We start from the raw sequence: 21,522 nt of genomic DNA on the forward strand, positions 1-21,522 counted from the left end.
CCCAGAGCAAGGCATTGGTCGTTTCCTCACAATGACGGGAAACGAAAAAAAAATGCAAATGCTGTTGGGGGTAACCCTCAGCATTTGCATAAGTTTTATAAGTGAAGTCGGCAGATGATTGGATCCCTGCCTTTTCTTCCAGCATTGGTCAGAGGGACTGATATCAAGTTGAGGGCTACTCCTGCTATCAGACCCGCAAACAATCGAAGCACATTTGAGAGACTGACTTGTGCTCCGATAAGGGATCACGGAAGGGGCAATTCCCGTGATCCACATTCTTGAAAGCGGCTTAATCCTCGGTATTTTCGATTGGGATCGCGACAAAGAGTGTGTTGTCACCGCGGGTAACACGAAGCAGAACTGCGCGGCGGCCCTGTTCGCGGGCATTTTGCACCTGCTCAGCAACTTCTGCCGGGGTTGTCACCCTGACGCCAGCGACCTCTGTGATGATCGCACCGGGTGCAAGGCCTTTGTCTGCAGCAGGGCCGTCAGGTGCCACGCTGGTGATAACAACGCCTTCTTCATCTACACCTGCCTGATCTGCAGTTGCCAGCCCAAGACCGAGGCTCGCAATCAGGGCTGTGTTTGTGTCCTGATCCCTGTTGAGGGTAGCTTGCTCTTCCTCTTCAGGAATGGTGCCAAGCTCCACTGTTGTGGTGCTGATTTCGCCATCACGCCAGAATTCGATCTCAACCTGAGTATCTGGTGAATAGCCAGCAATCACACGGGCCAGTTCGCGCGGTCCGTTCACTGCTTCGCCGTCAACACTGAGGATGATATCACCAGCCTGGAAGCCCGCAGCCTGTGCCGGGGTGTTTGGCTGAACTTCAGCAACCAGTGTGCCGTTTTCGCTGTCGAGACCAAGAGAGTCTGCAATGTCTTCGGTCACCGGTTGAATCTGCACGCCAAGCCAACCGCGGGTGACTGCACCGTGTTCTCTCAGGTCATCAATGATCTGTTTTGCGGTTTCGCCGGGGATCGCGAATGCAATACCCACGTTGCCCCCGCTTGGAGAGACGATTGCGGAGTTCACGCCGATTACTTCGCCTTTCACGTTGAAGGCCGGACCACCGGAGTTACCGCGGTTTACGGACGCATCGATCTGGAGGAAGTCGTCGTAAATGCCCGCACCGATATCACGGCCACGTGCGGAGACGATACCAGCTGTAACGGTGCCGCCCAGTCCGAATGGGTTACCTACTGCAACGACCCATTCACCAACCAATGGCGGGTCCTCGGAAAATGCGACATAAGCAAAGTCGTCATCCCCGTCCACTTTCAGGAGTGCCAGATCGGAGCGTTTGTCGGAACCAACCAGAGTTGCGTCCAGCTCTTCGCCCTCACTGGTGACGACGGTAAATTCTGTGCCACCTTCAACTACGTGTTCGTTGGTTACAACGTAGCCATCTTCAGAGATGAAGAAGCCGGAGCCCTGTGACTGATCAAAACGTCTGCGAGGCGGTGCATTGTTTTGGCTGTTGTCTCTACCCGGGCCACCAAATTCGCGGAAGAATTTCTGGAGCGGGTGATCCTCCGGCATATCGCGGAACATGGGTGGGATGCCACTCAGGCGGTCATCTTCCTGAACCTCGGAGCGCACACGTACGGAGACAACGGTGGGCTGAACAGCTTCTACAAGACCAACAAAGTTTGGCAAAGCCGGTCCATTTACACTTACCGGCGCGGCCTGTGAGGTGCTCGGGACCAGTGTCAGGGGAGCGACCATCGCACCTGCGAGTGCCAGTGCCATGGTACCATTGAGAAGACGGGAACGACGTTTAGAAGAGGATTTTGCAGCAAACAGGGACACAACGTTGGAACCTGCGTTCTTAGTCAACTTCATTTGGTTCAACTCCATTAGTCAATCTGGGGTCAATCGGAGATCAATTGGGGCCCGACTACGCCGGAGCGAGCTCATGCGCTTGACTGGAGCCAATCAAACCGAACACACTCTGGGGAAGGCAGGTGTTTGCATTTCGTTGAGCCTGACTATGGCAGAGCGAACCTTACAAACACCTATCTGCTACATTAATCTTCTGTAATGATGGGAAAACCACAGTGCTGACGCCAGTTGACGTTTTCTTAGCCGTTCATGTAGCGCGCTGCCCAGGCTGCAATCACGCGAGCGGCGTAATCTGCATCTTTGTATTTGAAGAGCAGATGGTCAGCATCATCCAAAGACACAAATGATTTCGGGTGCTTAGCAGCCTCGAAGATTTGCGCAGCATTCTCGATGCCAACGGTTGCGTCAATGGGAGAGTGAAGGACCAGCACCGCTTTTTTTAGCATTGCAACCCGTGATCGCACATCCTGTGCCTCAAGATCATCGATAAACTGACGTTTGATCTTAAACGAGCGTTCACCCAGTTGAACGGTTGCTTCACCGTTCTCTTTGATCTCGTCCAGTGACGCGCGGAAGTTATGAATCACATGATCGGCTGAAGAGGGAGCGCCGATGGTGGCAACGGCTTTGACCTCTGGCACTTCGGAGGCGGCTGCAAGCACGGCAGCACCGCCAAGAGAATGGCCAACGAGCAGTTTGGGTGCGTCGTAATGCTCGCGCATGTAATCGGCTGCCAGAACGAGGTCCTGAAGATTGGAAGAAAAGTTGGTGGAGGCGAAATCACCGCCGCTGTTGCCCAGGCCCGTGAAGTCAAAACGCAGCACAGCTATGCCATCTTTGGTGAGCGCTGCCGCGATGCGGCGGGCTGCGGAAAGATCCTTCGAACAAGTAAAGCAATGCGCGAACAACGCATACGCTTTTGGGTCGCCGTCGGGCTTGTCCAAACGCGCGGCAAGTTCGGCGCCCTGTGAGCCTTCAAATTCCAACTTGATGGGATCGTCTGCCATTCAAACTGTCCTGTCTTTTGTGCAGCTGGCACATTCAAATCATATTTTAAGAGACAGGTATCTAGTGTGCGCTTACGCGCATCTTTACAATTCAACTGGTTGCAAGAAGATGTGATTAAAGGTGAGCCCCGCAAACGGGGTTTGCGGGGCTCTACAGACAGTTTTATTTGGAAGACATCAGCTTATCAAGCTCGGCCTGTTCTTCTGGCGTGAGCGGTTTGACGCCCGCAGTGCTGGTTGCGAGCGGCGCGTACTTTTTCTTTTTGGAAGCGCGCCACAGGAAGAAGCTTCCGATCACCAACGCAAGTGGCCCGCCACCCCACAGGAACAGGGTGTGCAATGCAAAGCGTGGTTTGAGCAACACGAACTCGCCGTAGCGGGCAACCAGATAGTCGAGAACTTCCTGATTGCTATCGCCTTCCACCAGACGTTCGCGTACCAGTAGACGCAGATCCCTTGCCAGTTTGGCGTTGGAATCGTCGATGGACTGATTCTGACAGACCACGCAGCGCACTTCCTTAGAGATCACGCGGGCACGCTCTTCCAGAACAGGGTCCTGCAGGACTTCATCCGGGTTAACTGCGTAGGCAAGCGGCGCTCCCAGTAGAATGGAGGAGATCAATACCAGTACGAACTTCATCTTCATGGTCATTTACTCCGCCGGCGTTGGAGCTGCTGATGCAATAGCACTTTTCGCAGCTTTGCGTTTGCGTGCAGAGACAGGAGCACCAACACGCAGGCGGCGGTCCAACAATGCAATAACTCCACCCAACGACATAATCAGTGTGCCGATCCAGATCAGCGTGATCAGTGGTTTGAAGTAGATGCGTGTCACAATACCACCGTTCTCGTCCGTGTCACCTGTTGCAAAGTAGACCTGAGAGAAGCCGAAGGTGGCGATGGACGTTTCACTCATTGGCATACCGCTGGACACATAGGCCCGTTTGGCAGGTTCCATGATGCCGACAACATTACCGCCTTTGCGAAGTGTATACTGAGAGACTAGCTCCTGATAGTTCGCGCCGTTGCGGGTCCAGCTGTTCTCATAGGTGATGTGATAGCCGTTCTGCTCCAGTGTCTCACCCGGATGCATTACTTCAACGTGCTCGGATTCAAAAGCCAGTGTTGTGACGATACCCAAGACGGTAATGCCCAAACCTGCGTGGCCAAGGACCGTGGACCAGACAGTTGGCGGGAAGCCTTTGACACGGGCCATGGCGCGCGCAAAGCCGATTTTGAACACCTGAGAGCGGTCGACGATTTCCCAGAGGGAGCCGAAGATTGCCCAGAATGCCAGACCGAAGCCGAAGGCTGTCATGATGCTTGTTGTGCTTGCACCCATGAACCAGACCAGTCCGGCAGTCGCCAGTATGGCGAGCACGAAGGCAGAGGTCAGACGCTGCGCAACACCCCAGATGTCACCGCGCTTCCATGCAAGAAGCTGACCGAATGGGATCAGGATAAGCACCGGCACCATGATAGGACCGAATGTGAGGTTGAAGAATGGTTCGCCCACGGAGATCTTGTCACCAGAGAAGGCTTCCAGAACCAGTGGGTAGAGCGTACCAACAAACACTGCAGCACAAGCTGTTGTGAGGAACAGGTTGTTCAGAACCAAAGAGCCTTCACGGCTGATCGGTGCAAACAGGCCACCCTGACGCAGCAGCGGTGCGCGCCATGCAAAAAGTGTGAGCGAGCCGCCTACGAAGATCAGCAGGATCGCAAGGATGAAGAGACCACGGGCCGGATCAACTGCGAATGCGTGCACGGAGGTCAGAACACCGGAACGGACGAGGAAGGTTCCAAGCAGCGACAAGGAGAATGTCAGCAGGGCGAGGAACACGGTCCAGACCTTAAGCGCGTCGCGGCGTTCCATCACGATTGCGGAGTGCAGCAATGCGGTACCGGTGAGCCAAGGCATAAAGGATGCGTTTTCGACCGGATCCCAGAACCACCAGCCACCCCAGCCGAGCTCATAGTAAGCCCAGTAAGAGCCAATTGCGATACCGAGGGTTAGGAAGATCCAGCTTACCAGGATCCATGGGCGTACCCAGCGTGCCCAGGCAGCATCCAGTTTGCCAAGCATGAGAGCGGCGGCTGCAAAGGCGAAGACGATAGAGAAGCCAACATAGCCGATGTACAGTAGTGGCGGGTGGATCGCCAATCCCACATCCTGCAGCATTGGGTTCAGGCCGGAGCCCTGCAACGGCGCTGGACTGATACGCTCAAACGGGTTGGAGGCAACGATGACAAACAGAAGGAAGGCAAAGGAAACCCAACCCTGCGCTCCGAGCGTTGCGGCTCGCAGCTGTTGAGGAACGTTGCGAGAAAACACTGCAACCAGCGCGCCAAACAGTACCAGAATAAGGACCCAGAGAAGGATCGAGCCTTCGTGGTTGCCCCAAACACCAGAGAATTTATAGAGCAGCGGTTTATCGCTATGCGAGTTCTGGTAGGTGTTTAACAGAGAGAAATCAGAGGTCAGGTATGCCCAGGTCAGTGCAGCAAAGGCAACGCAGGTCAAAAGGAACATCAATACGGCAAGGCCAGGTGCCATCCCCATCAGACGGTGGTCTGATTTTAATGCCCCCCACACTGGAAAGACCGACTGAACAGCCGCGACGACCAATGCCAGAATGAGCGCATAGTGGCCAAGTTCAATTATCATTGCGATATCCTAGTATGCATACGGCGCTGGGTAACCGGCCCTCTTGGTTAGAGCCGGTTCTTTCTACCTTTTAGTTTACGTTCGAGCTTTGCTCTGCAGCAGCGGCTTGTTCTTCTTCCATCCAGTGACCATCTTCCTTCAGGGTCTCGTAGACCTCTTTAGGCATGTAGCTTTCATCATGCTTGGCCAGAACTGTATCAGCAATAAAGACGCCGTTTCCGTCCATGTAGCCTTCAGCGATAATGCCCTGCCCTTCGCGGAACAGATCTGGCAGAATGCCTTTATAGGAAACGGGAATAGCTTCTGCCTGATCGGTCACGCGGAACTTGATCACGGAGCCTCCGCTCTTATCAAGAGAGTCATCTTCCACCAGACCGCCAAGACGGATGCGTTGCCCTGCTTCAATTTGCTGTGCGACGATATCCGTTGGGCTTTGAAAATAAGTCACGCTGCTGGAAAGTCCATAAAGAACCAAGCCGACAGCTGCCCCCAGCACAATTCCGGCAAGACCAATAAGCCCGAGTCTTTTTTGTTTACGTGTCATACTTCGCAATTCCGTCGATACGTTGCCAACTCATGCCTTACGGCGTTCATGCTTTGCAGCACATTTGAGCATCGAGCGATGAACCCACATCGGAATTGATGCTCTCGTCTTTGTCTTTTGCATACCGTCCTTTCCGAAAACCATCGGGCCCGTTTCGGCGGTATGCTTGTGCACCTGCTTTATTGGGCAGGTGCCAGGTTCAAACGTGCAGCCAGCTGATCAATCCGTTCAAGTGCGGCTGTGTCATCCTTCAGGTTCTCTCTGGCGCGTGCGATGGCTTCTGCAGCTTCCGCCTGCTCCCCAAGAATGATGCGGGCCTGGATCAATCGTCCCCACTCGTCAAACGAACCACCTTGTTCGTTCAGGCGCTCATCCAGCGTCAGGACCATCTGGCTGATCATCGCATTACGATCTTCAACGCTCATCTGAGCTGCTGCTTCCATATCCTCAGCAGAAGGTCCTTTGGGCTGCCCAACTGCCGGGATCGGCTGCGCGTCGCCCTCCATCACAGCACCTTTCGCAATCAGCTCGTCTCGCTGTGCCTTTGCAGCTTCTAGCCAAGGCGCACTTGGATCGGCGCTCTTAAGCAGAGTATTCCAGGCACCCAGCGCTTCGTTTATCTGACCCTTCTGGCCCAGAGCCATTGCCAGATAATAATAAGGTTGCAACATTTCAGGCTTGGCGAGATTGACGCGGCGCAAAACTTTTTCAGCTTCTTCGGTAACCTTGCCGTCATTCTCAAAAATGGTCGCTTCTGCCCAACCGGCCATCAACTCAAGGTTTTCAGGGAACTGGTTCAAAGCGTTTGCAAAGGCCCGGCGGGCTTTATCAAACTGACCGGTACGCATATAGACTGGCGCGATCACGGCCCAGCCCTGCCCGTCAGTCGGATTTTCCTTCAAGTGATCCTCGGTTCTGGCGATCAGGATATCAAGATCTGCCTCGCCAGCTGGTTGAGCCAGTCGCATGGCTCTTGGCTGATCCGGGATTTCCGGAGAACCGAATTGCAGATAAAGACTTAGAGCTGCCAGCGGCACCAAAACAACGGCTGTCAGCTGTACGCTGCGCAGTCGCATTTTGGAAGGCGCTGACCGGTCATCGCCCTGATGTTCTTTATGTGCTGCTAACAAGCGGCGCGATACTTCAATTTTGGCGGCTTCTGCCATGTCTGGCGCGATAACACCGCGCTCAAGATCTTTTTGTATTTCTTCGAGCTGGGCGCGAAACACAGCTTCATCATTGCGCTCTTCAGGGTGGACCTTGTGAGAGCGAGCCAATGGAACGAGTACGGTCAATGCGACCGCCGCCGTCAAAATTGCGAGAACTAACCAGAATGTCATAGTGGCCCAAATAGACAGGTTCTAATTGTGAAAGGCAACAGGTGGCCCCTGCGACGGGCGGTCGCAGAAGCTATATACCCACAAAATACCTAGGAAGTTGCACTTATTTTCCAAAAGACGCAGGCGCTGCTTGGGGTTAGGCGGCGTCTTTCAAAAATGTCTTCTGTCTGCGAATGAGGTTGGCGGTGTCTTCCGGCTCCTGCGAGATCTCGCTCATGGAGATCAAACGGCTCAATTTTCGCGAAATTTCGCCATAAATTCGTGGATTTTCCGTAGCGGTTTGCCCGTGATCGGGCGTCGCCAGGAGCTTCTCTGAGTTGCGGTCAATGAAGCGCTCAACATGATCTCGGGTTGAGCTATGCAACTCATGCAGACCAAGAACACCAGCATATTGGGATGCCAGTTTGGCCAGTTTTAATCCCCTCAAACATTTGTGATAGGCGCGCTGAATCTGTTCCAGACGGTCACCAGCTCTCGAAACTGCAATTTCAGGTTTTTCTTCCGAGGCGATTGCCTCTTCTAGTAGTGCAGGCAGATTGCTCAGTTCATCACGCAGAAGAGCGCGCAGACGGTTTTTAAGCTCGGCAGCGCTCTGGTACCACTGGTCGCAGTCGTTAAAGCCCTCCAGCTCTTCAAGTTCGTCGAAATGGAGCAGGCAGGCATTGGCAGCCTCGGGCAGTCCGATAATGGCCTCCCCTTCCATGCGCCATGCCTCAACCACAGAGACACTTTGGTCCAGAGACGACAACGCGAGTTCTACGAAGGTGGCATAAGGTGTGTCGGCGACATCTTTCAGCGCTGGCACTGCGGCGAGAGCCTGCGCCAGTTTCATTAGTTCGACCGGGGTTTCATCCAGACGCAGGAAAACGAGTGTGGCCAGATAGTTGGCTTCTCCGTCGTACTGCTCGACATGATCGCGAATGGCCCTTAGGTGCTCAGTCTCAGCCATGGACAGCACATTTTCCGCAAATGGAGGGGTGTTGGCCATCACTTGTTCCCATGCGGGGGCTCTGTCCAGGATAACCAGCGCTTCACGCAGGAAATCGAAATTGGCGTGGCCACCGACCTTACGGCGCAGGTTTGCCTTGGTCTGGCTATCCTTATCAGCCGCCGCCAGTTCCTTTTGCGCCGCTGCAACCAAACGCAAACGCAGGCCTTCGGCGCAAGTCATCAGCGCTTTTTGAATAGTCTCATGGGTGACAGGCAGGTCCTGCTGCTGACGCAGATCCTCCAGTGTTGCCAGTGTCTCTTTAAACTCTATGGCGAGCAGATCCTGACGCAGGTATTTCCATAGCTCGTCCATCACGGCTGCATCGATGCGACCCTGATGGGGGGTATTCAGCGGCAATGGGACAATGAAGGGCTGAAGCGGGCTCAGGATTGCACGTTTGAGTGGAGTTTCCAGCGAGAGCCTGTTTTCGTGACCGGGTGAGGCCTCACCCAGCAGGCGGCGAAGGGTCAGCAGCATGAGGTCAGCGTTTGGAATGGAGCGGCCGCGTTGGACCGTCTCTTTGACAGAGCGTTCCAACATCCGCAAAGCAGTACCAGACAAGGCGCCTAGCACCTTCTCCATTTGCAACGCTTTATGGTTGACCTCGTGCATCCAAATCTCTCTGGTACTCAGCTTTACTCAAATTGAGCCATTACACGCTCAACCTTCAAAACACAGCAGACAACACCTGCTCAAATTGTAATAGGTTGATTAAAACTATCGGCGTAATTGCTTAATCAAATCTTGATGAGCAGAACTTTCCGCTAGCGAAAGACCGGTTTCCTTCGACAAAACTGCTTTTACTCCGAGATGCAGGTTAGTTCAGGGCGGCCCAGCGCTCTCCGTCTTTACATGCAGCGCCCTTGATGAGCTGGGTTTTTTCATCGTAAGCGATGGTATGCTGGAAGTCACGGCAGCGGCGGTCATTCACGTAGTAGACAGGGCCAGACTTTACTGTGCCTTGCGCTCCGGAGAATCGATTACGCCAGACAACCTTGTTGCCAGCGTCCGACGCGTTCAGTGCCGTGCTTTGCGCTTTGTAGACGGTGTCCAGATCACCACTTCTGAGCAGCTGCTTCAACTCGCCTTCTGTGGCGCTGTCGATAGCTGCATGAGCGGCATCATTCTGCTCGCTTTCGGAGGACCAGAATCCAAACATGGACGAGGATGAACTCTCGGTTTCAGTACTGGTGGTTGGGTCAGACGCGCAGCCGGCTATACTTCCGATAACAACAGGCAAGACCATCAGTTTTTTCCAGTTTCGCAGCAACATGCATCCTCTTTGTCGCTTTGGCGACTTATCAGTTTTTGGGAAGAACCACTGTCCCCTTCCCCCGGGCCGCTCGATACCCCACGCCAGAGCAGCGTCATTAGCTTGAAAACAGCTCAGCTGAGCAACCCCTCAAAACACAGTTACAATTACTATCATGGCTGTTAGGGACAGATGCAACCCCGGCCCAAACACGGCCTAGATTGTCAAAGACGGCAGGATCACAGTCGCTTTCAAGCCGCCCAACTCGCTGTCACAGAGTTCAAATGAACCACCGTAAATACCTGCAATGTCAACGATTATGGATAGACCCAGCCCCGTACCCGGGACGGTTTCATCCAGTCTTTGCCCCCTGCGCAGCGCGCGTTTTTTCTCTTCTGCCCCTAATCCGGGGCCATCGTCTTCCACGATCAGGCACATAAATGACGTAGCGGAATTGTTGTTTTTCAGTGTCACTGACACTTTTTTATCACACCATTTACAGGCGTTATCCAACAAATTCCCAAGGATTTCTTCTAGGTCCTGCTGCTCTCCGCGGAACAAAAGGGCCTCATCCATCTCAACTGAGATGTCCGGCTCTTTGTCGCGGTGGATTTTTTCCATGGCGCGCGCCATGCGCGTGACTACGGGAGCGGCTTCACACGACACGCCAATCACGCGGCGCTGTGCGGCCATGCGTGCCTTCTCCAGATAGTGCTGAACTTGCCCCTTCATCAGGTCGGCCTGCTCGGACACCTTCTGGGCAAGCGGGTCGTCTGAGCTGCGCGCCTCGTTGGAGATGACCGAAAGAGGCGTTTTCAGCGCATGGGCAAGGTTACCAACCTGCGTTCTGGAGTGTTCGACCACTTCTCTGTTGGAGTGGATGAGTGCGTTGAGCTCGACAGCCAGCGGCTTCAGTTCTTTCGGCAGTTTTTCCTGTACTTCTTCTTCCTTACCCTGCCGGACACGGCCAAGGCTTTCCTGAAGCTCGTTCAACGGGCGCAAGCCAAAGCGGACTTGCAGGAAGATGGCAGCTACAAGACCGAGCCCGAGGGCTCCCAAGGTGATGGCAGCCTGCCATGCAAAGGAGGCGGTACTTTCACCAACTTCGCGGGTGCTTCCGGCCACGGCGATTGTTACGGACTGAAGACCGCTGAACAGGATTCGGCGTTGCAGGACACGCAGGTCACGCCCTGCGGGGCCAACAATATCTCGCTTGAGTTCCCGCGCACCCCGCATGGGCTCAAGTTTCAGCTTATCGCCAAAAAGGGATTCACTCTCAAACAGGATATTGTCGTTGCGTTGCACGGTCCAATACCAGCCGGAGAGCGGCATGCTGAAGCGGGGATCGCCGATACCGCGAAGGGCAAGGTCTTGCTGATCGCCTTCGGCTGCAAGTGCGCTTACAATTGCGGTCATATGGACTTCCAGGCGATCATCCAGCGCATTGACGCCAGCCTCGCGAAACAGGGCCACCAGAATTGCGCCGGCAAACACCAGACTCACCAATGCCCAGAGCATAGCAACAAAGATCAGACGCCATGCCAATGACGCCTGTTGCTTTCTGCGAATGAAGCCTATGAGGTTCCACCTTGATGAATCCCCAGTGCTGCTCCTGTCTGAGCTGGTTTTATCAGGCATTTTCTTCCTGTAGCCGGTAGCCCAAGCCACGCACAGTCTCAATTAGCGCACTGCCAAACTTTTTGCGCAGGCGGCCAACGAAGACCTCGATGGTGTTTGAGTCGCGGTCGAAGTCCTGATCATAAAGATGCTCTACCAATTCGGTTCGGGAGATCACCCGGCCCTTGTGGTGCATGAGATAAGACAGCAGGCGGAATTCGTGGGATGTGAGCTTTACGGACATTCCGTTTTTGGTCACCTTGCCTGCCTTGGTGTCCAGAACGATTTCACCGATGGAGATTTCATTGGAGGCGAGGCCCGCAGCGCGGCGCACAAGCGCCCTCACCCGTGCCAGGACTTCTTCCATGTGGAATGGTTTGGCCACGTAGTCATCAGCACCTGCATCAATACCGGCGACCTTGTCGCTCCAGCGATCGCGGGCGGTGAGAATGAGCACCGGGGTTGCGTGTCCGTCGCGGCGCCAGCGTTCAAGGACGCTCAGTCCGTCCATCTGCGGCAGGCCTAGGTCGAGGATCACAGCATCATAAGGTTCGGTATCGCCGAGGAAATGGCCTTCCTCGCCGTCATATGCTTTATCGACAACGTAGCCGGCATCTTCCAGTGCTTCACATAATTGTCTGTTCAAATCGCGATCATCTTCGACGACCAACATTCGCATAAAATATACCCCGTACAGCGTTCAGGCTTTTTGTTGCCTAATATCACTTTAAAAATTCGTTCAAATTCAGGCAAAAGTCATATCAATAAAAGTTCTTATTAAAGCGGTCACCTGCGCCGCCCTGTTCGTGCATCCAATGTCACTTGGGAGACATTGCCGTTGTTAAGCACGGAAAGCACGTAGACCAATCCACCACCCTGCTCGCATAGTTTGGCAGAGAGGATCTGCCCGTTCACCCTCAGCGAGCCCAATGGCCGCGCCTGACCGTTGGCAACCGCCTGCCGGGTCTGGCTGGATGACAAACACGCGGCATGCGCAGGGGCAGACCATGTGAAAACTGTCAGCGCCAAAGCCAAAGCCATCCCTGAGCGGAATATGAGGTTGTGGAGTTGGTGTCTCATAAGCTGTCTTCTACCCGGCACTGGCTGAACCTCACATGAACGAGGTGTTATGAACGTCAAAACAAAGACCTAGCAGATTCTTTTGGGCCTGTGATGTTTCATGGTTTACCTAATGGATAATCCTCCAAAACCACTTTTCAAAGTGTTACACTCACCTGACAATCTGAAGTTGTCCCCAAGCCGAATTTAGTCGATTTTTGAGCGACTTGGCAGATCAGAACATGGGTACCTGTACCAAGTAGCTGCAAAAGTTTATTGCGCTGGATGAGCAATTGTTCCTCTACGGCTTCAAAGACTTGCAGGAAAATCGGTACAGATTCGCCCTCAGGCAGATGATGCAACCGCACCGCATACTGGAGGTTGTCCTCATGCAGCGGGATATCCTGCACCGCCCAACTGTCGCCCTCCCATCTGGTTCTTCGGGTCCATGTCAGCTCAAGGTCTCCATTGGTTTTCACAGTGGCTTTCAGGGAAACAGGTGCATGGGGTTTGAGTGAGGTTTGCGCTCCCGTATGGCTGAGATCGACCGCCCATTTATAGCCCAGCGGCTTGCCTGCGGGCACCACACGATAAGAAAGAGAGACACCTGCTTTGTCACTGGACCACGGCAGTTTGAGAAGCGACTGATTGAGCAGGAGAAACTCTGCGTCTGCGGGAGCTGCCATATCAACGAGGTGTTCGGTTCCCAATTGGCCTCTAAGCAACTTGGTTAGTTGATAGGTCTGGGGTGCTATCAGTTCTGCGTTACAAAACTGTATCACTTCCCATTGATCCTCTTTGCGCACGGCACAAGCGTTGGCACCGGAAAGCACGTCGAGCAGCTTGCGGCTTTGCAGTTGGCCGCCGTGGAGGTTGACGGCGATACGGGAGCCATCATCCCAACGCCAGAGCGGGCCTGCGGCGAGCGGCTCTAGCAGGCTGCCCATGATCGTTGGTTCTGGCACCTGCAATAACGGGGTAAATTCCTCTCCTGAGCTGGAGGCATAGACCTGATAGGCGCCCGGCCAGTTTGCGCCATAGACCGCGATAGCCGGACTGCCGTCATCTGCGCCCTCGCTATGGAAGCGTGGTAAGTCCAGAATGCGGACAACCGGAGGGCCGAGCGTGGTGTCGTTGTATGAAGGCTGCGAGGACTGGTCAGAGATTGCCAGTCCGGCGGAGACCGGCAGTCCGTATAAGCGTGTTGCCAAAACTTCCATATGCGCACCGGAGGAGATCTGATCGATCCGGCACAGTATCGGGGTGCCCTCCTCTTTCAAGAGGTCTTCCGGTAGTTCGATCACGTCTCCCGGCTTCAGGTGGATGCTGCCTAAGGCTAGTCGGAACTGGATCGTCTCCCGATCCAGCCAGAGGGACTGGTGCATTTTCTGGACCAGTTTTTTGGCAAGAGGCAGCGATGTGGTGATGGGAAGCTGAAGGGTTGCGGTGCGGCGGTCCATTCCGTCCAGACGCCGCGAGGAGACCATTAGGGCCTCATAGCGATTGCTGGGGTCCATTCCGCGTAGGCGCAGCTCAGCTGGCAGATCGCTGCCGTCATTTCGGCTGATGGTGATATAGCTCTCAGTCTCCTCATCTGCTTCCAGCAGGTCCGCTAGGTCGAGTTTTCCTTGCTCTCCCACCGCAGCGTATTTGGGCAGGACCGCCAGATGGGTTCCACGATCCACCGCAATGCCGCCTGTTAGTTGCAGGATGGGCGAGAGCGCGGCGCGGAGGGAGGTTGGGCCGTTTACAATCAAGCCTTCAATGGTTTCTCCCAGTTCTGCAATCTGGGTGAGCTCCTGGGTGTGACCAAAGTCATCGCGCATGGCGCGGATGAGGCCGGAGACTGACAATTCGCCGAGGCGGCCGGTGAGCCAGTGGCCAAACTGCCAGTTCTGGCCATCTGACCAGACGTCGGTATAGGTCGGAAATTCGGGGAACGGGCGGGCGTCCCATGTCCATAAAAACGTGTTGTCGGAGTCCACCATGGTGCCTTGATAGTGCGACGAGGCGGGGTTGTCTCCCTGTGGCCAGTCGGGATGATCGGTTCCCCAATAACTAAGACTGGCTTCCAGAGCACGACGCTGGACGAGATCGTCCTGTTGTCCATTGGAAAAGTGCGGAAGCGCGCTTTCGGCGGATTTGGGATCCACAAACACGTTGGGCTGGTTTGCGCCCTTATCGACAGCCGGAAAGCCCAGCTCGGTGAACCAGATGGGCTTGGATTGTGGTACCCATGGGGTGGCCGTGCTTTGCTCGGTATTCGAGACCCGCTCGAAGTGCTGGTTCTGCCACCAGTTCTTCAGGTCCTTTTGGCGGAACACCCATGGCTTGTTGTAGGCTCCATCGGTAATCGGACTGCGGTTCTTTGCACTGCGGTCCTCTGAGCTTGCATAGTACCAGTCATGATATTCACCAGAGGCTATTCCTTCACGCAGTTCTTCCAGATCATAGGCGGCTTGCGGGTCATCGTCGTCGCGCAGGTCGGTTATGGGCAGGTAGTTGTCGATGCCGACAAAATCAATCTCATCAAGAGCCCATAACGGATCGAGCGGGAAGCGAAGGTCACCGGAGCGGGGCGTGTAACCCGCATACTCACTCCAATCTGCGGCGTAGGAGAGTTTTGTCTGGCTGCCGACGATCTGGCGGACGTCGGATGCGAGCGTTTTCAGGTGGTCGACAAACGGGAACATACCTGCACCTGCCCAGCATCGGGTGAGGCCACGCATTTCTGAGCCGATGAGGAAGGCCTCCACACCGCCTGCTTCCTGCACCAGATCGGCGTAGTGCAGGATGAACCGGCGGAACCTCCAGTCTGTGCCGGTGCCGAGGAAGGCATCAATCTGGTGGGCGATGGCGCTCGTTCCCTGCTGTGATCCGGGCTGGCCTGCGGCAATATCCGAGGTGATGCGGCCACGCCATGGGTAGCTGGGCTGCCGCGCTGCGCCATAGGGGTCAGGCAGCTGGTTGGTCTCGGGGATATCCATCATCACGAAGGGATAGAACATCACCTTCAGGCCACGGCGTTTGAGCTCCTTGATAGCGGCGATGACCGATGCGTCCGATGGGGTGCCCCCGTAGGCTGGTCTGTCGTTGACGCGGGAGACCTCGGGAACCTCGCTCCGGTTCAGGCCGGCCACACTCCAGTTTTCCGGCAGGTGCTGGGTGGTCTGGTAGGTAACCTTTGGCCTGATGGAGCATTGGGAGGCGCGCAGGTCATCACCAAACCATGAGACCACAAGGGCGACGCTTTGCAAGTTGGGGCACAGGGCCTGAAGCTCGTCCAGCGAGCGGACAAGATCCGTTTCCTCACCTTTGCCGTGGCGGTTGACGCTGCGGGTGTTGCCGGGGGAGATGTCTTCGATGATCTCCTGCGGATGGTAGGCGAACTCTCCTGCACCGGGGATGAGGGTGACGGCTTTGATCTGTTGTTCCAGCGGCTCTATGGCGCGCAGCACCTCGAACGCAAGTTGCGGGATGCGGTTACCAAATTCAGCCAGTGGCAAACGCTCAAACACAACATAGCCGGTTCCCTTATAGGCGGGGGCTGTACTTTGCTTGGCTTCGATCAGGGGATCAGCCTGCTGGTCCTCATTGCCCAGATAGACGCGCATATTGAGTACGCTGACATCCAGTTCCTTACCGTTGGCCCAGACGCGGCGTACCGCGGTGATGGGACCTTCGCACAAGGCGACGGCGAAGTTGGCGAAGTAGCTGTGGCTGGTGACGGTCGTGGAGGAGCCGGTAGCCTTGCCGCCTTGCTTCTCCTCGGAGACCACTTCTTCCAGCCGCGTCGCCCAGATGATGTTGCCGGTGACACGCACGCGGCCATAAACAAAGGGGAGCGAGGCGCCTTCTGCTGCGGTTTGCAATTGCAAATCGCCCAGTTTGCCGACAGAGACCTCTCGTGTTTCGCCAAAGATCTGCTGGTCGATCCACGCTCCGGCCAGGGCGCCGAGTGCTTGCCCTGCGATGGCGCCAACTGGGCCGCCGATGGCACCCCCAACAGCTGCGCCCACGCTTGAAAGTACCATTGTGGCCATGGTCTTGTCCTTTTAGGTCAATCGGTTGGAAAGAAGGAGAAACACCCGGCAATCTTGTTGCGCCACATGGGCACCAGCGGGCTTTCCACCACACCCACCGCCTCATAGGCATGGATGAAGCGGTCTTGTGCACTCATGAGGCCGAGATGCTTGCAAGGGTAATGAGGTGCCCAGCGAAACAGGAGCACCTGTGCAGGCTTTGGTGAGGTTTCAGGCACTTCATCAAGGTACTGACGTGCAGCGATGAGCAGCTGATCCTCATTGTTCAAATCCGCCCATTCAGGCGCGTAGTTGGCGGGGATTGCAGGTTCCCGGTTGTGCAGGAAACGATAGAGGCCGCGGATGAGACCGAGACAATCACAGCCAGCGCCTTTACGGGAGGCTTGATGTTTATAGGGTGTGCCGATCCAGCTGCGTGCTTCTGCCAGAAGCGCCTCAGGGGTCTGTTCCATCATCACCCCACCAGCTTTCCGCCGTTATTGGCGGCAGATTGAGCGTCGGGTCCGGCAAGAATGAAGTCGTTGCCGGGGATGTGGGGGAAGCCACGGAAATTCTGGCTGTTCTGGAATTTACCCTGACAGGTGCCCCACTTCTTATCGCAGCCAGTGGTGATGGTGGCATCAAGAGGATAGTCCAGCTCCATTATCAAGGGTGACCACAGAGTGATCTTGTCTTCGCCCTGCTCCTGAATATGACCGGCGATGTGCAGGGGCTGATTGGTGTAGGGGCCGGTGTGAAAGGTGAGCCTGCCGAAGGACCACCAGCCTGCACTGACATCAGTGTTGTCCTCAATAACCAGCCGGTTGCCTGCCTCTTGCCTTACGACATCTACTCGCCGCGCATAGGCGGGGTCATTCAGGTCGACACTACATTTTGTATCTCCCAGATCCGCATGGCATTGGTGGGAGAGTTCTCTGCCCTTGGGCTCGGAGAGGCGGGCGGCCAGTGAGCGGAATTCGGCGCGGAACACATTGCGGTCGCGGCTCACCTCCCCCAGCGAGCCACGTCTTAAAAGCTCGTGTTGCTCCGGCTCTTGCCAGTTGACCAGAAAGACCTCAACCTCGGCATTGTCCCAGAGGCCAGCGGCAAGCTCTTCTTCCTCCAGACTGTCAGAGGAGAGGAAGCCCAGCGCCTCCTCCTGCCCTGCCTGAAAATTGGATTGTGCCATGGCCTGGGTGCCGTCCAGCCCGATGCCCGGCTCATAGGTTTTGCCAAGCAGCGTGATGGCGTGATCGTGGGTGGTGAAGCCAAGGCTGAGGCCGGAGGGTGCAGTCAGACGCCAGCAATAGGCCACAGTTGTCCCTTCACCGTTCAGGTGTTGTTGCAAAGCAGCGTTGAACATGGATTTGCTTTCTTAGATTATCGTCAGATCAAAAGTTCAAGGAGAGGGATGGACGGCACCTGACCGGCTTCAAAATGAAGCAGGTTGATTTCCAGATGGTCGCTTTCAAAGCGGGTCGGCGTATCAAACAAGAACCCGGCTGTGACCTGCTGATTGTTTGATGGGATGTGCCCCGCCTGAAACTCAAGCAGACCGGTTGCCGGATCCAGCAAGACGTGGCTGCCGACGGTTTTTTCCTGTCCGTCAACGGCAACGGAAACAGTTCCCGCAACTGGTTTTGTAATCTTGCGCTGCCACGCTACGCCTACGGTGCCCACAGGTTTGATGAGCTGGAACGATGCGGTACTGCCGTCTCCGGTTCCCAGCAGCACATCAGTTACCGTCGGCGTTTGGTCGAATGCACAAGATTTATGGTCCATTGGGTCACGAAAGCGAAACCCACAGAGGCGACCGCCGACTTTTTCGAAGAAGTTGAGCACGCGGTGCAGGTCGGCGGAGGAGCGCAAGCCGGTGCCTACGTCAAAGTGCCGTCGCGTTCCCCTCCAGATAGCGTTGCGCGTTTCGGCGCCATTGAGTAACCGCGTGACCTGACTACGTTTTTCTACCCTGACAGAAGCCCCTAGGGAAATTCCAAGTGGGAACGATTCATCAACAAAACATGGCGTCATTTCCCTCTCCTGTTTGATTTGTCTCAAGGCTGCGGGGGCCTGAAGTCTCTAATAGGTGTGACATGGGAAAGATGTTTGCGTAATTTTTGCAGGCCCGTTGTTCATGCTCCTCCCTCTTTGCACGGCAACGGTTTTTCTCAAAAAGTTTGCTACCACCGTCCGGTAGCAAAGCCACGTCGGCCCTTGAGTCCCTCCTCTTCAATGCCGACGTCATAGCCCGCGTCGCCCCCGTCCGGTGGCGCGGGCCATTATCATCGCAATCTGCCCCTGGGATCTTTCAAAGCTGCGCACATCCTGTGTAGCAACATTGATGGTCACGTTCGGCTGCGTGCTGCCTGCATTCGCTGCTACACCGAGGCGTCCATCTGCACCGCGCTGCAAGGGCAAGATTGCTTCAGCCCCTGCCTCTCCCATCAAACCCAGACCGGAACCGCCCGTTGCAAACAGGGTCGGACTGCCCACCACACCGCCCTTTGCAAAGGGGGTAACGCCAGTCATCCCACCCACCGCAGAGGAGATGCCTGTTGAGATGAGTTGTTCCAGCGGTTTCATGGCGCTGGAGAATGCGGCGCTTGAGAGGCTCAGGGCGACCTGAGAGAGGATTGATTGCAGGTCTTTGCCGGAGGTGACGGCACTTTGCAGGCCCTTGCTGAGTTCTGATGAGAACTCTCTGGCAAGGGAGTTGACCTCTTGCATGGTCACCTCCAAAGCACGTGCCTGTTCCACGTTGAGCGACTCATTGAAATCATCGGTCATGGGGTTGGTGGCTCCTGTTGGTCTGGAAACCGGCGCAGCAGGTCATCCAGAGTGCTGCGTGAAAAGGCGTGTTTGGCAGGGCTGCCTGTCGGGTTCAGAGCCATTTGCAGTTCCTTTGGGGTTGCTTGCCAAAAGGAGCGAGGCGACCAGCCGAGTTCCCGGCAGGCTTTGTGCATCAGGTCATGCCAGGGAAAGGAACCACGTGCGGTTTGCTGCTCTTTCACGGACCATCATGCTCCGGTTTGACGCTTTCCTGCTGGGGGGAAAACGTTGCGACGAGCAGCTCGCCAGCCAGTTTGGCGAGGGCTGCAACTCCGCCATCGTGAGAGAGTTCGGCAACCTCCTCATTTTCGATGATAAGGCCGCCACCGCGCAGACCTGCACCGAGCACCCTGATAATATCGGAGGCACTCAACTGGCCGGAGGAGAACCGCTCGGTCAGGTCGTGCAGATTGTTGCAGGTCAGCGCCTCCTCAAGTTCAGCCAGCGCGCCGAGGGTGAGCACCAAAATGTGCTTTTGGCCGCCCAAGTCTGCGAGGATTTCACCGCGTTGGCGGTTTGCGCAACGCGTGAAGGTTGTTGCTGTCATGTCAGTTCTCTCAGTTCAGCGGTGTAAAGGTGAGCGCACCGGCAGATTCCAGCGAAATCTCGAAGGTGACTTCGGATCGGTAGTCACCGGCGTATTCCAGCGCCGATAGGTGGAAAGGGCCTTCCAGCGTGCCGAAGGCGGGCAGGATGATCTGCCAGTTGCGCAGCTCGCCCGCAAAGAAGGCTGCGCGGACTTTTTCTGCTGAGGCCTTGTCGCGAAACAGGCCGCTGCCTGACAGGGAGGCGTGACGGGTGGCTGCACCTGCCAGCAGCTCGCGCCAGCGACCTGTGCTCTCCGCGTCGGTGATGTCAATTGGCGTTGCGTTGAGGGCAAGGCGCCGACTGCGCAGCCCCGCCACGCTTTCAAAGGTTCCTGTGCCTGCTTCGTCCAATTTCAAAAGCAGGTCCTTTCCGGCCTGTGCGACCATCTGATTTCCTTTCGGGGTTCATCTTACGCAGTGTTTTGGAGCAGGACGGAGAACTTGATGCGTCCGTACCATGTGCGCCCATCGCTCAAGCGCCTGCAGCTGGTCTCTGTCATAGTAAGGCCAGCCACTTCCGTCTCAGCAGACGGGGTCACGCCCACTTCCAGAAGCTCGTTGAAGATTTGCAGGATCTCCAGCGTTTGCGCGCGGTCGGCGTGGCGGGAGTAGATTCCAATGGAACCGATGAGCCTTCCGCCCTCCTCCAAGTGCCCGGTCAGCAACTGTGTGCTGACTGCTTCCAGCGTGGCATAGGGCAGAGCTGCGCCGCGCGGGACACCGTCAAACAGGCGCAGTGGGTCGCCCAGATAGGGTTTCAGGGCTGGCTTGGCGTGCGCGGCCGCAAACAGGGCTTTGCGGAATTCAAGTTCCCCCATCATCCCCCTCCTCGTGCTCGCAAAGGATCTGCATGAAAGGGTCTTGCCCGGCGTGCGGTATAACTGCCCTTACTCTCAGGCTTTGCCCATCCCGCTCAATCCGCCAGCCTTCCGCCACATCTGTGCGGCGGCGGATAGTGATGGTGAGTGGGTAGGTGCTGGCGATGCGGCCTGCTGCCATGGACTCGGTGCCAGTTGATGGGCGCACCTGCCCCCACACCAGCGCGACTTGCGCATAGCTTTTGGTGGTGGAACCATCTGTTGCATGGTGGATATCCGGGCGCAGCAGCAGCAGGGGTTCACTCAGTGTGCCAGCCGCCCTCATATTCTGAGTACCTTGTATGGAGAGAGCGCGGCCTCCAAGCCGTGGGGCATGAGGCCTGTGAGGCGGGTTTCTTCCAGCATGGTGCGGCGCTCGTACCAGAAGCCGACGAGCATGAGGATTGCCGTTTGCAGGCCAGCGGGGACCGAACTTGCTTCCGGCCCATAGCCTGCTTTGAAGTCGATCTCGATGCCATTGAGATCCCGCAAGGGACCAATGACACCAGCCTTGAAGCGCAGGCGCGCGGGGTTGCCTGCCAGATCCACCTGATAGTCCGTCTCATTCAGCTGACGCTGATTGCCATCCAGATCATAGGTGTAGACCTGCAGGATCTCAGCCACAGGGGCCACGGGCAGGCGGATCAGGCGGTCTGGCGGCAGCTCATCAAGTAGCAGTCGCCATTGCTGATCTATGAGCGCGCGCCGTGTGAGTGTTTCCACCTGTTCACGCGCGGCTTTGATCAGGCGCTCGAGCAGAGCATCCTCGTGGGTGTGGGACACTCTGAGCTGCGCATGCGCCTGGGCGAGCGAAACCGGCTCCAGAGCCGGTGGCACTGTGAGTATAGCCGTCACGGCGGCCCCTCCTCTCATGATTGATGTTGGTTGTGTGCGATGGAAAGCAGC

Annotated in this window: 21 protein-coding genes and 1 pseudogene; all 22 read right to left on the bottom strand. The window is 56.0% G+C overall.

Features of this window, described 5'->3' with window-relative positions; all coding sequences use genetic code 11:
* Positions 1–289 precede the first annotated feature (289 nt).
* The 22 genes and pseudogenes from IE076_RS02070 to IE076_RS02175 all read right to left on the bottom strand — a co-directional run bounded on the left by IE076_RS02070 (position 290) and on the right by IE076_RS02175 (position 21,471).
* Positions 290–1,843 carry a Do family serine endopeptidase gene (locus IE076_RS02070; protein WP_189434918.1) on the bottom strand — a complete coding sequence of 518 codons (1,554 nt, stop codon included), beginning with the start codon at positions 1,841–1,843 and terminating at the stop codon, positions 290–292.
* Positions 1,844–2,091: 248 nt separating this feature from the next.
* Positions 2,092–2,850 (bottom strand): annotated as a pseudogene (locus IE076_RS02075) (alpha/beta hydrolase family protein); the annotation flags it as partial.
* 163 nt (positions 2,851–3,013) lie between these two features.
* Positions 3,014–3,496 carry a cytochrome c-type biogenesis protein gene (locus IE076_RS02080; protein ID WP_244649578.1) on the bottom strand — a complete coding sequence of 161 codons (483 nt, stop codon included), beginning with the start codon at positions 3,494–3,496 and terminating at the stop codon, positions 3,014–3,016.
* A gap of 6 nt (positions 3,497–3,502) precedes the next feature.
* Positions 3,503–5,518: a heme lyase CcmF/NrfE family subunit gene (locus tag IE076_RS02085; RefSeq protein WP_189434924.1), complete on the bottom strand. Its 2,016-nt coding sequence runs from the start codon at positions 5,516–5,518 to the stop codon at positions 3,503–3,505.
* A gap of 70 nt (positions 5,519–5,588) precedes the next feature.
* The gene (gene ccmE / locus IE076_RS02090; RefSeq protein ID WP_189434926.1) at positions 5,589–6,062 is read right to left on the bottom strand and encodes a cytochrome c maturation protein CcmE; all 474 of its coding nucleotides are present in this window, start codon (positions 6,060–6,062) and stop codon (positions 5,589–5,591) included.
* Positions 6,063–6,241: 179 nt separating this feature from the next.
* A complete protein-coding gene (gene ccmI / locus IE076_RS02095; protein ID WP_189434928.1) occupies positions 6,242–7,402 on the bottom strand; it encodes a c-type cytochrome biogenesis protein CcmI in 1,161 nt (386 codons plus the stop codon).
* Positions 7,403–7,538: 136 nt separating this feature from the next.
* Positions 7,539–9,005, bottom strand: coding sequence for a hypothetical protein (locus IE076_RS02100; RefSeq protein WP_189434930.1), 1,467 nt, complete (start codon positions 9,003–9,005; stop codon positions 7,539–7,541).
* Between the two features lie 205 nt (positions 9,006–9,210).
* Complete coding sequence (locus tag IE076_RS02105; RefSeq protein WP_189434932.1) at positions 9,211–9,666, bottom strand: RT0821/Lpp0805 family surface protein; 456 nt, start codon at positions 9,664–9,666, stop codon at positions 9,211–9,213.
* A gap of 195 nt (positions 9,667–9,861) precedes the next feature.
* The gene (locus IE076_RS02110) at positions 9,862–11,283 is read right to left on the bottom strand and encodes an ATP-binding protein (protein WP_189434934.1); all 1,422 of its coding nucleotides are present in this window, start codon (positions 11,281–11,283) and stop codon (positions 9,862–9,864) included.
* On the bottom strand, positions 11,276–11,941 hold the full coding sequence (locus IE076_RS02115) for a response regulator transcription factor (RefSeq protein ID WP_189434936.1): 666 nt from the start codon (positions 11,939–11,941) through the stop codon (positions 11,276–11,278). Before IE076_RS02115 ends, IE076_RS02110 begins: the two co-directional genes overlap by 8 nt.
* Positions 11,942–12,048: 107 nt before the next feature.
* Complete coding sequence (locus tag IE076_RS02120; RefSeq protein ID WP_209008759.1) at positions 12,049–12,342, bottom strand: PepSY domain-containing protein; 294 nt, start codon at positions 12,340–12,342, stop codon at positions 12,049–12,051.
* 137 nt (positions 12,343–12,479) lie between these two features.
* On the bottom strand, positions 12,480–16,364 hold the full coding sequence (locus IE076_RS02125; protein WP_189434937.1) for a baseplate multidomain protein megatron: 3,885 nt from the start codon (positions 16,362–16,364) through the stop codon (positions 12,480–12,482).
* A 17-nt stretch (positions 16,365–16,381) separates the two neighbouring features.
* Positions 16,382–16,816: a C40 family peptidase gene (locus tag IE076_RS02130; protein ID WP_189435586.1), complete on the bottom strand. Its 435-nt coding sequence runs from the start codon at positions 16,814–16,816 to the stop codon at positions 16,382–16,384.
* Positions 16,817–16,818: 2 nt separating this feature from the next.
* On the bottom strand, positions 16,819–17,706 hold the full coding sequence (locus IE076_RS02135) for a phage/gene transfer agent baseplate hub protein (RefSeq protein WP_189434939.1): 888 nt from the start codon (positions 17,704–17,706) through the stop codon (positions 16,819–16,821).
* 23 nt (positions 17,707–17,729) lie between these two features.
* Complete coding sequence (locus IE076_RS02140; protein ID WP_189434941.1) at positions 17,730–18,374, bottom strand: DUF2460 domain-containing protein; 645 nt, start codon at positions 18,372–18,374, stop codon at positions 17,730–17,732.
* A 210-nt stretch (positions 18,375–18,584) separates the two neighbouring features.
* Positions 18,585–19,130, bottom strand: coding sequence for a phage tail tape measure protein (locus tag IE076_RS02145; protein ID WP_189434943.1), 546 nt, complete (start codon positions 19,128–19,130; stop codon positions 18,585–18,587).
* The gene (locus IE076_RS02150) at positions 19,127–19,354 is read right to left on the bottom strand and encodes a phage tail assembly chaperone (RefSeq protein WP_209008760.1); all 228 of its coding nucleotides are present in this window, start codon (positions 19,352–19,354) and stop codon (positions 19,127–19,129) included. Before IE076_RS02150 ends, IE076_RS02145 begins: the two co-directional genes overlap by 4 nt.
* A complete protein-coding gene (locus IE076_RS02155; protein ID WP_189434945.1) occupies positions 19,351–19,719 on the bottom strand; it encodes a gene transfer agent family protein in 369 nt (122 codons plus the stop codon). Before IE076_RS02155 ends, IE076_RS02150 begins: the two co-directional genes overlap by 4 nt.
* A 10-nt stretch (positions 19,720–19,729) precedes the next feature.
* On the bottom strand, positions 19,730–20,146 hold the full coding sequence (locus tag IE076_RS02160) for a phage major tail protein, TP901-1 family (RefSeq protein ID WP_189434947.1): 417 nt from the start codon (positions 20,144–20,146) through the stop codon (positions 19,730–19,732).
* Between the two features lie 23 nt (positions 20,147–20,169).
* A complete protein-coding gene (locus tag IE076_RS02165) occupies positions 20,170–20,577 on the bottom strand; it encodes a DUF3168 domain-containing protein (protein ID WP_189434949.1) in 408 nt (135 codons plus the stop codon).
* Positions 20,564–20,902: a phage head closure protein gene (locus IE076_RS02170; protein WP_189434951.1), complete on the bottom strand. Its 339-nt coding sequence runs from the start codon at positions 20,900–20,902 to the stop codon at positions 20,564–20,566. The genes IE076_RS02165 and IE076_RS02170 overlap by 14 nt, the downstream gene beginning before the upstream one ends.
* A complete protein-coding gene (locus IE076_RS02175) occupies positions 20,899–21,471 on the bottom strand; it encodes a head-tail connector protein (RefSeq protein WP_189434953.1) in 573 nt (190 codons plus the stop codon). The genes IE076_RS02170 and IE076_RS02175 overlap by 4 nt, the downstream gene beginning before the upstream one ends.
* Positions 21,472–21,522 lie beyond the last annotated feature (51 nt).

The organism is Pseudovibrio japonicus (genome assembly GCF_014651595.1).
GTDB classification, from domain to species: domain Bacteria; phylum Pseudomonadota; class Alphaproteobacteria; order Rhizobiales; family Stappiaceae; genus Pseudovibrio; species Pseudovibrio japonicus.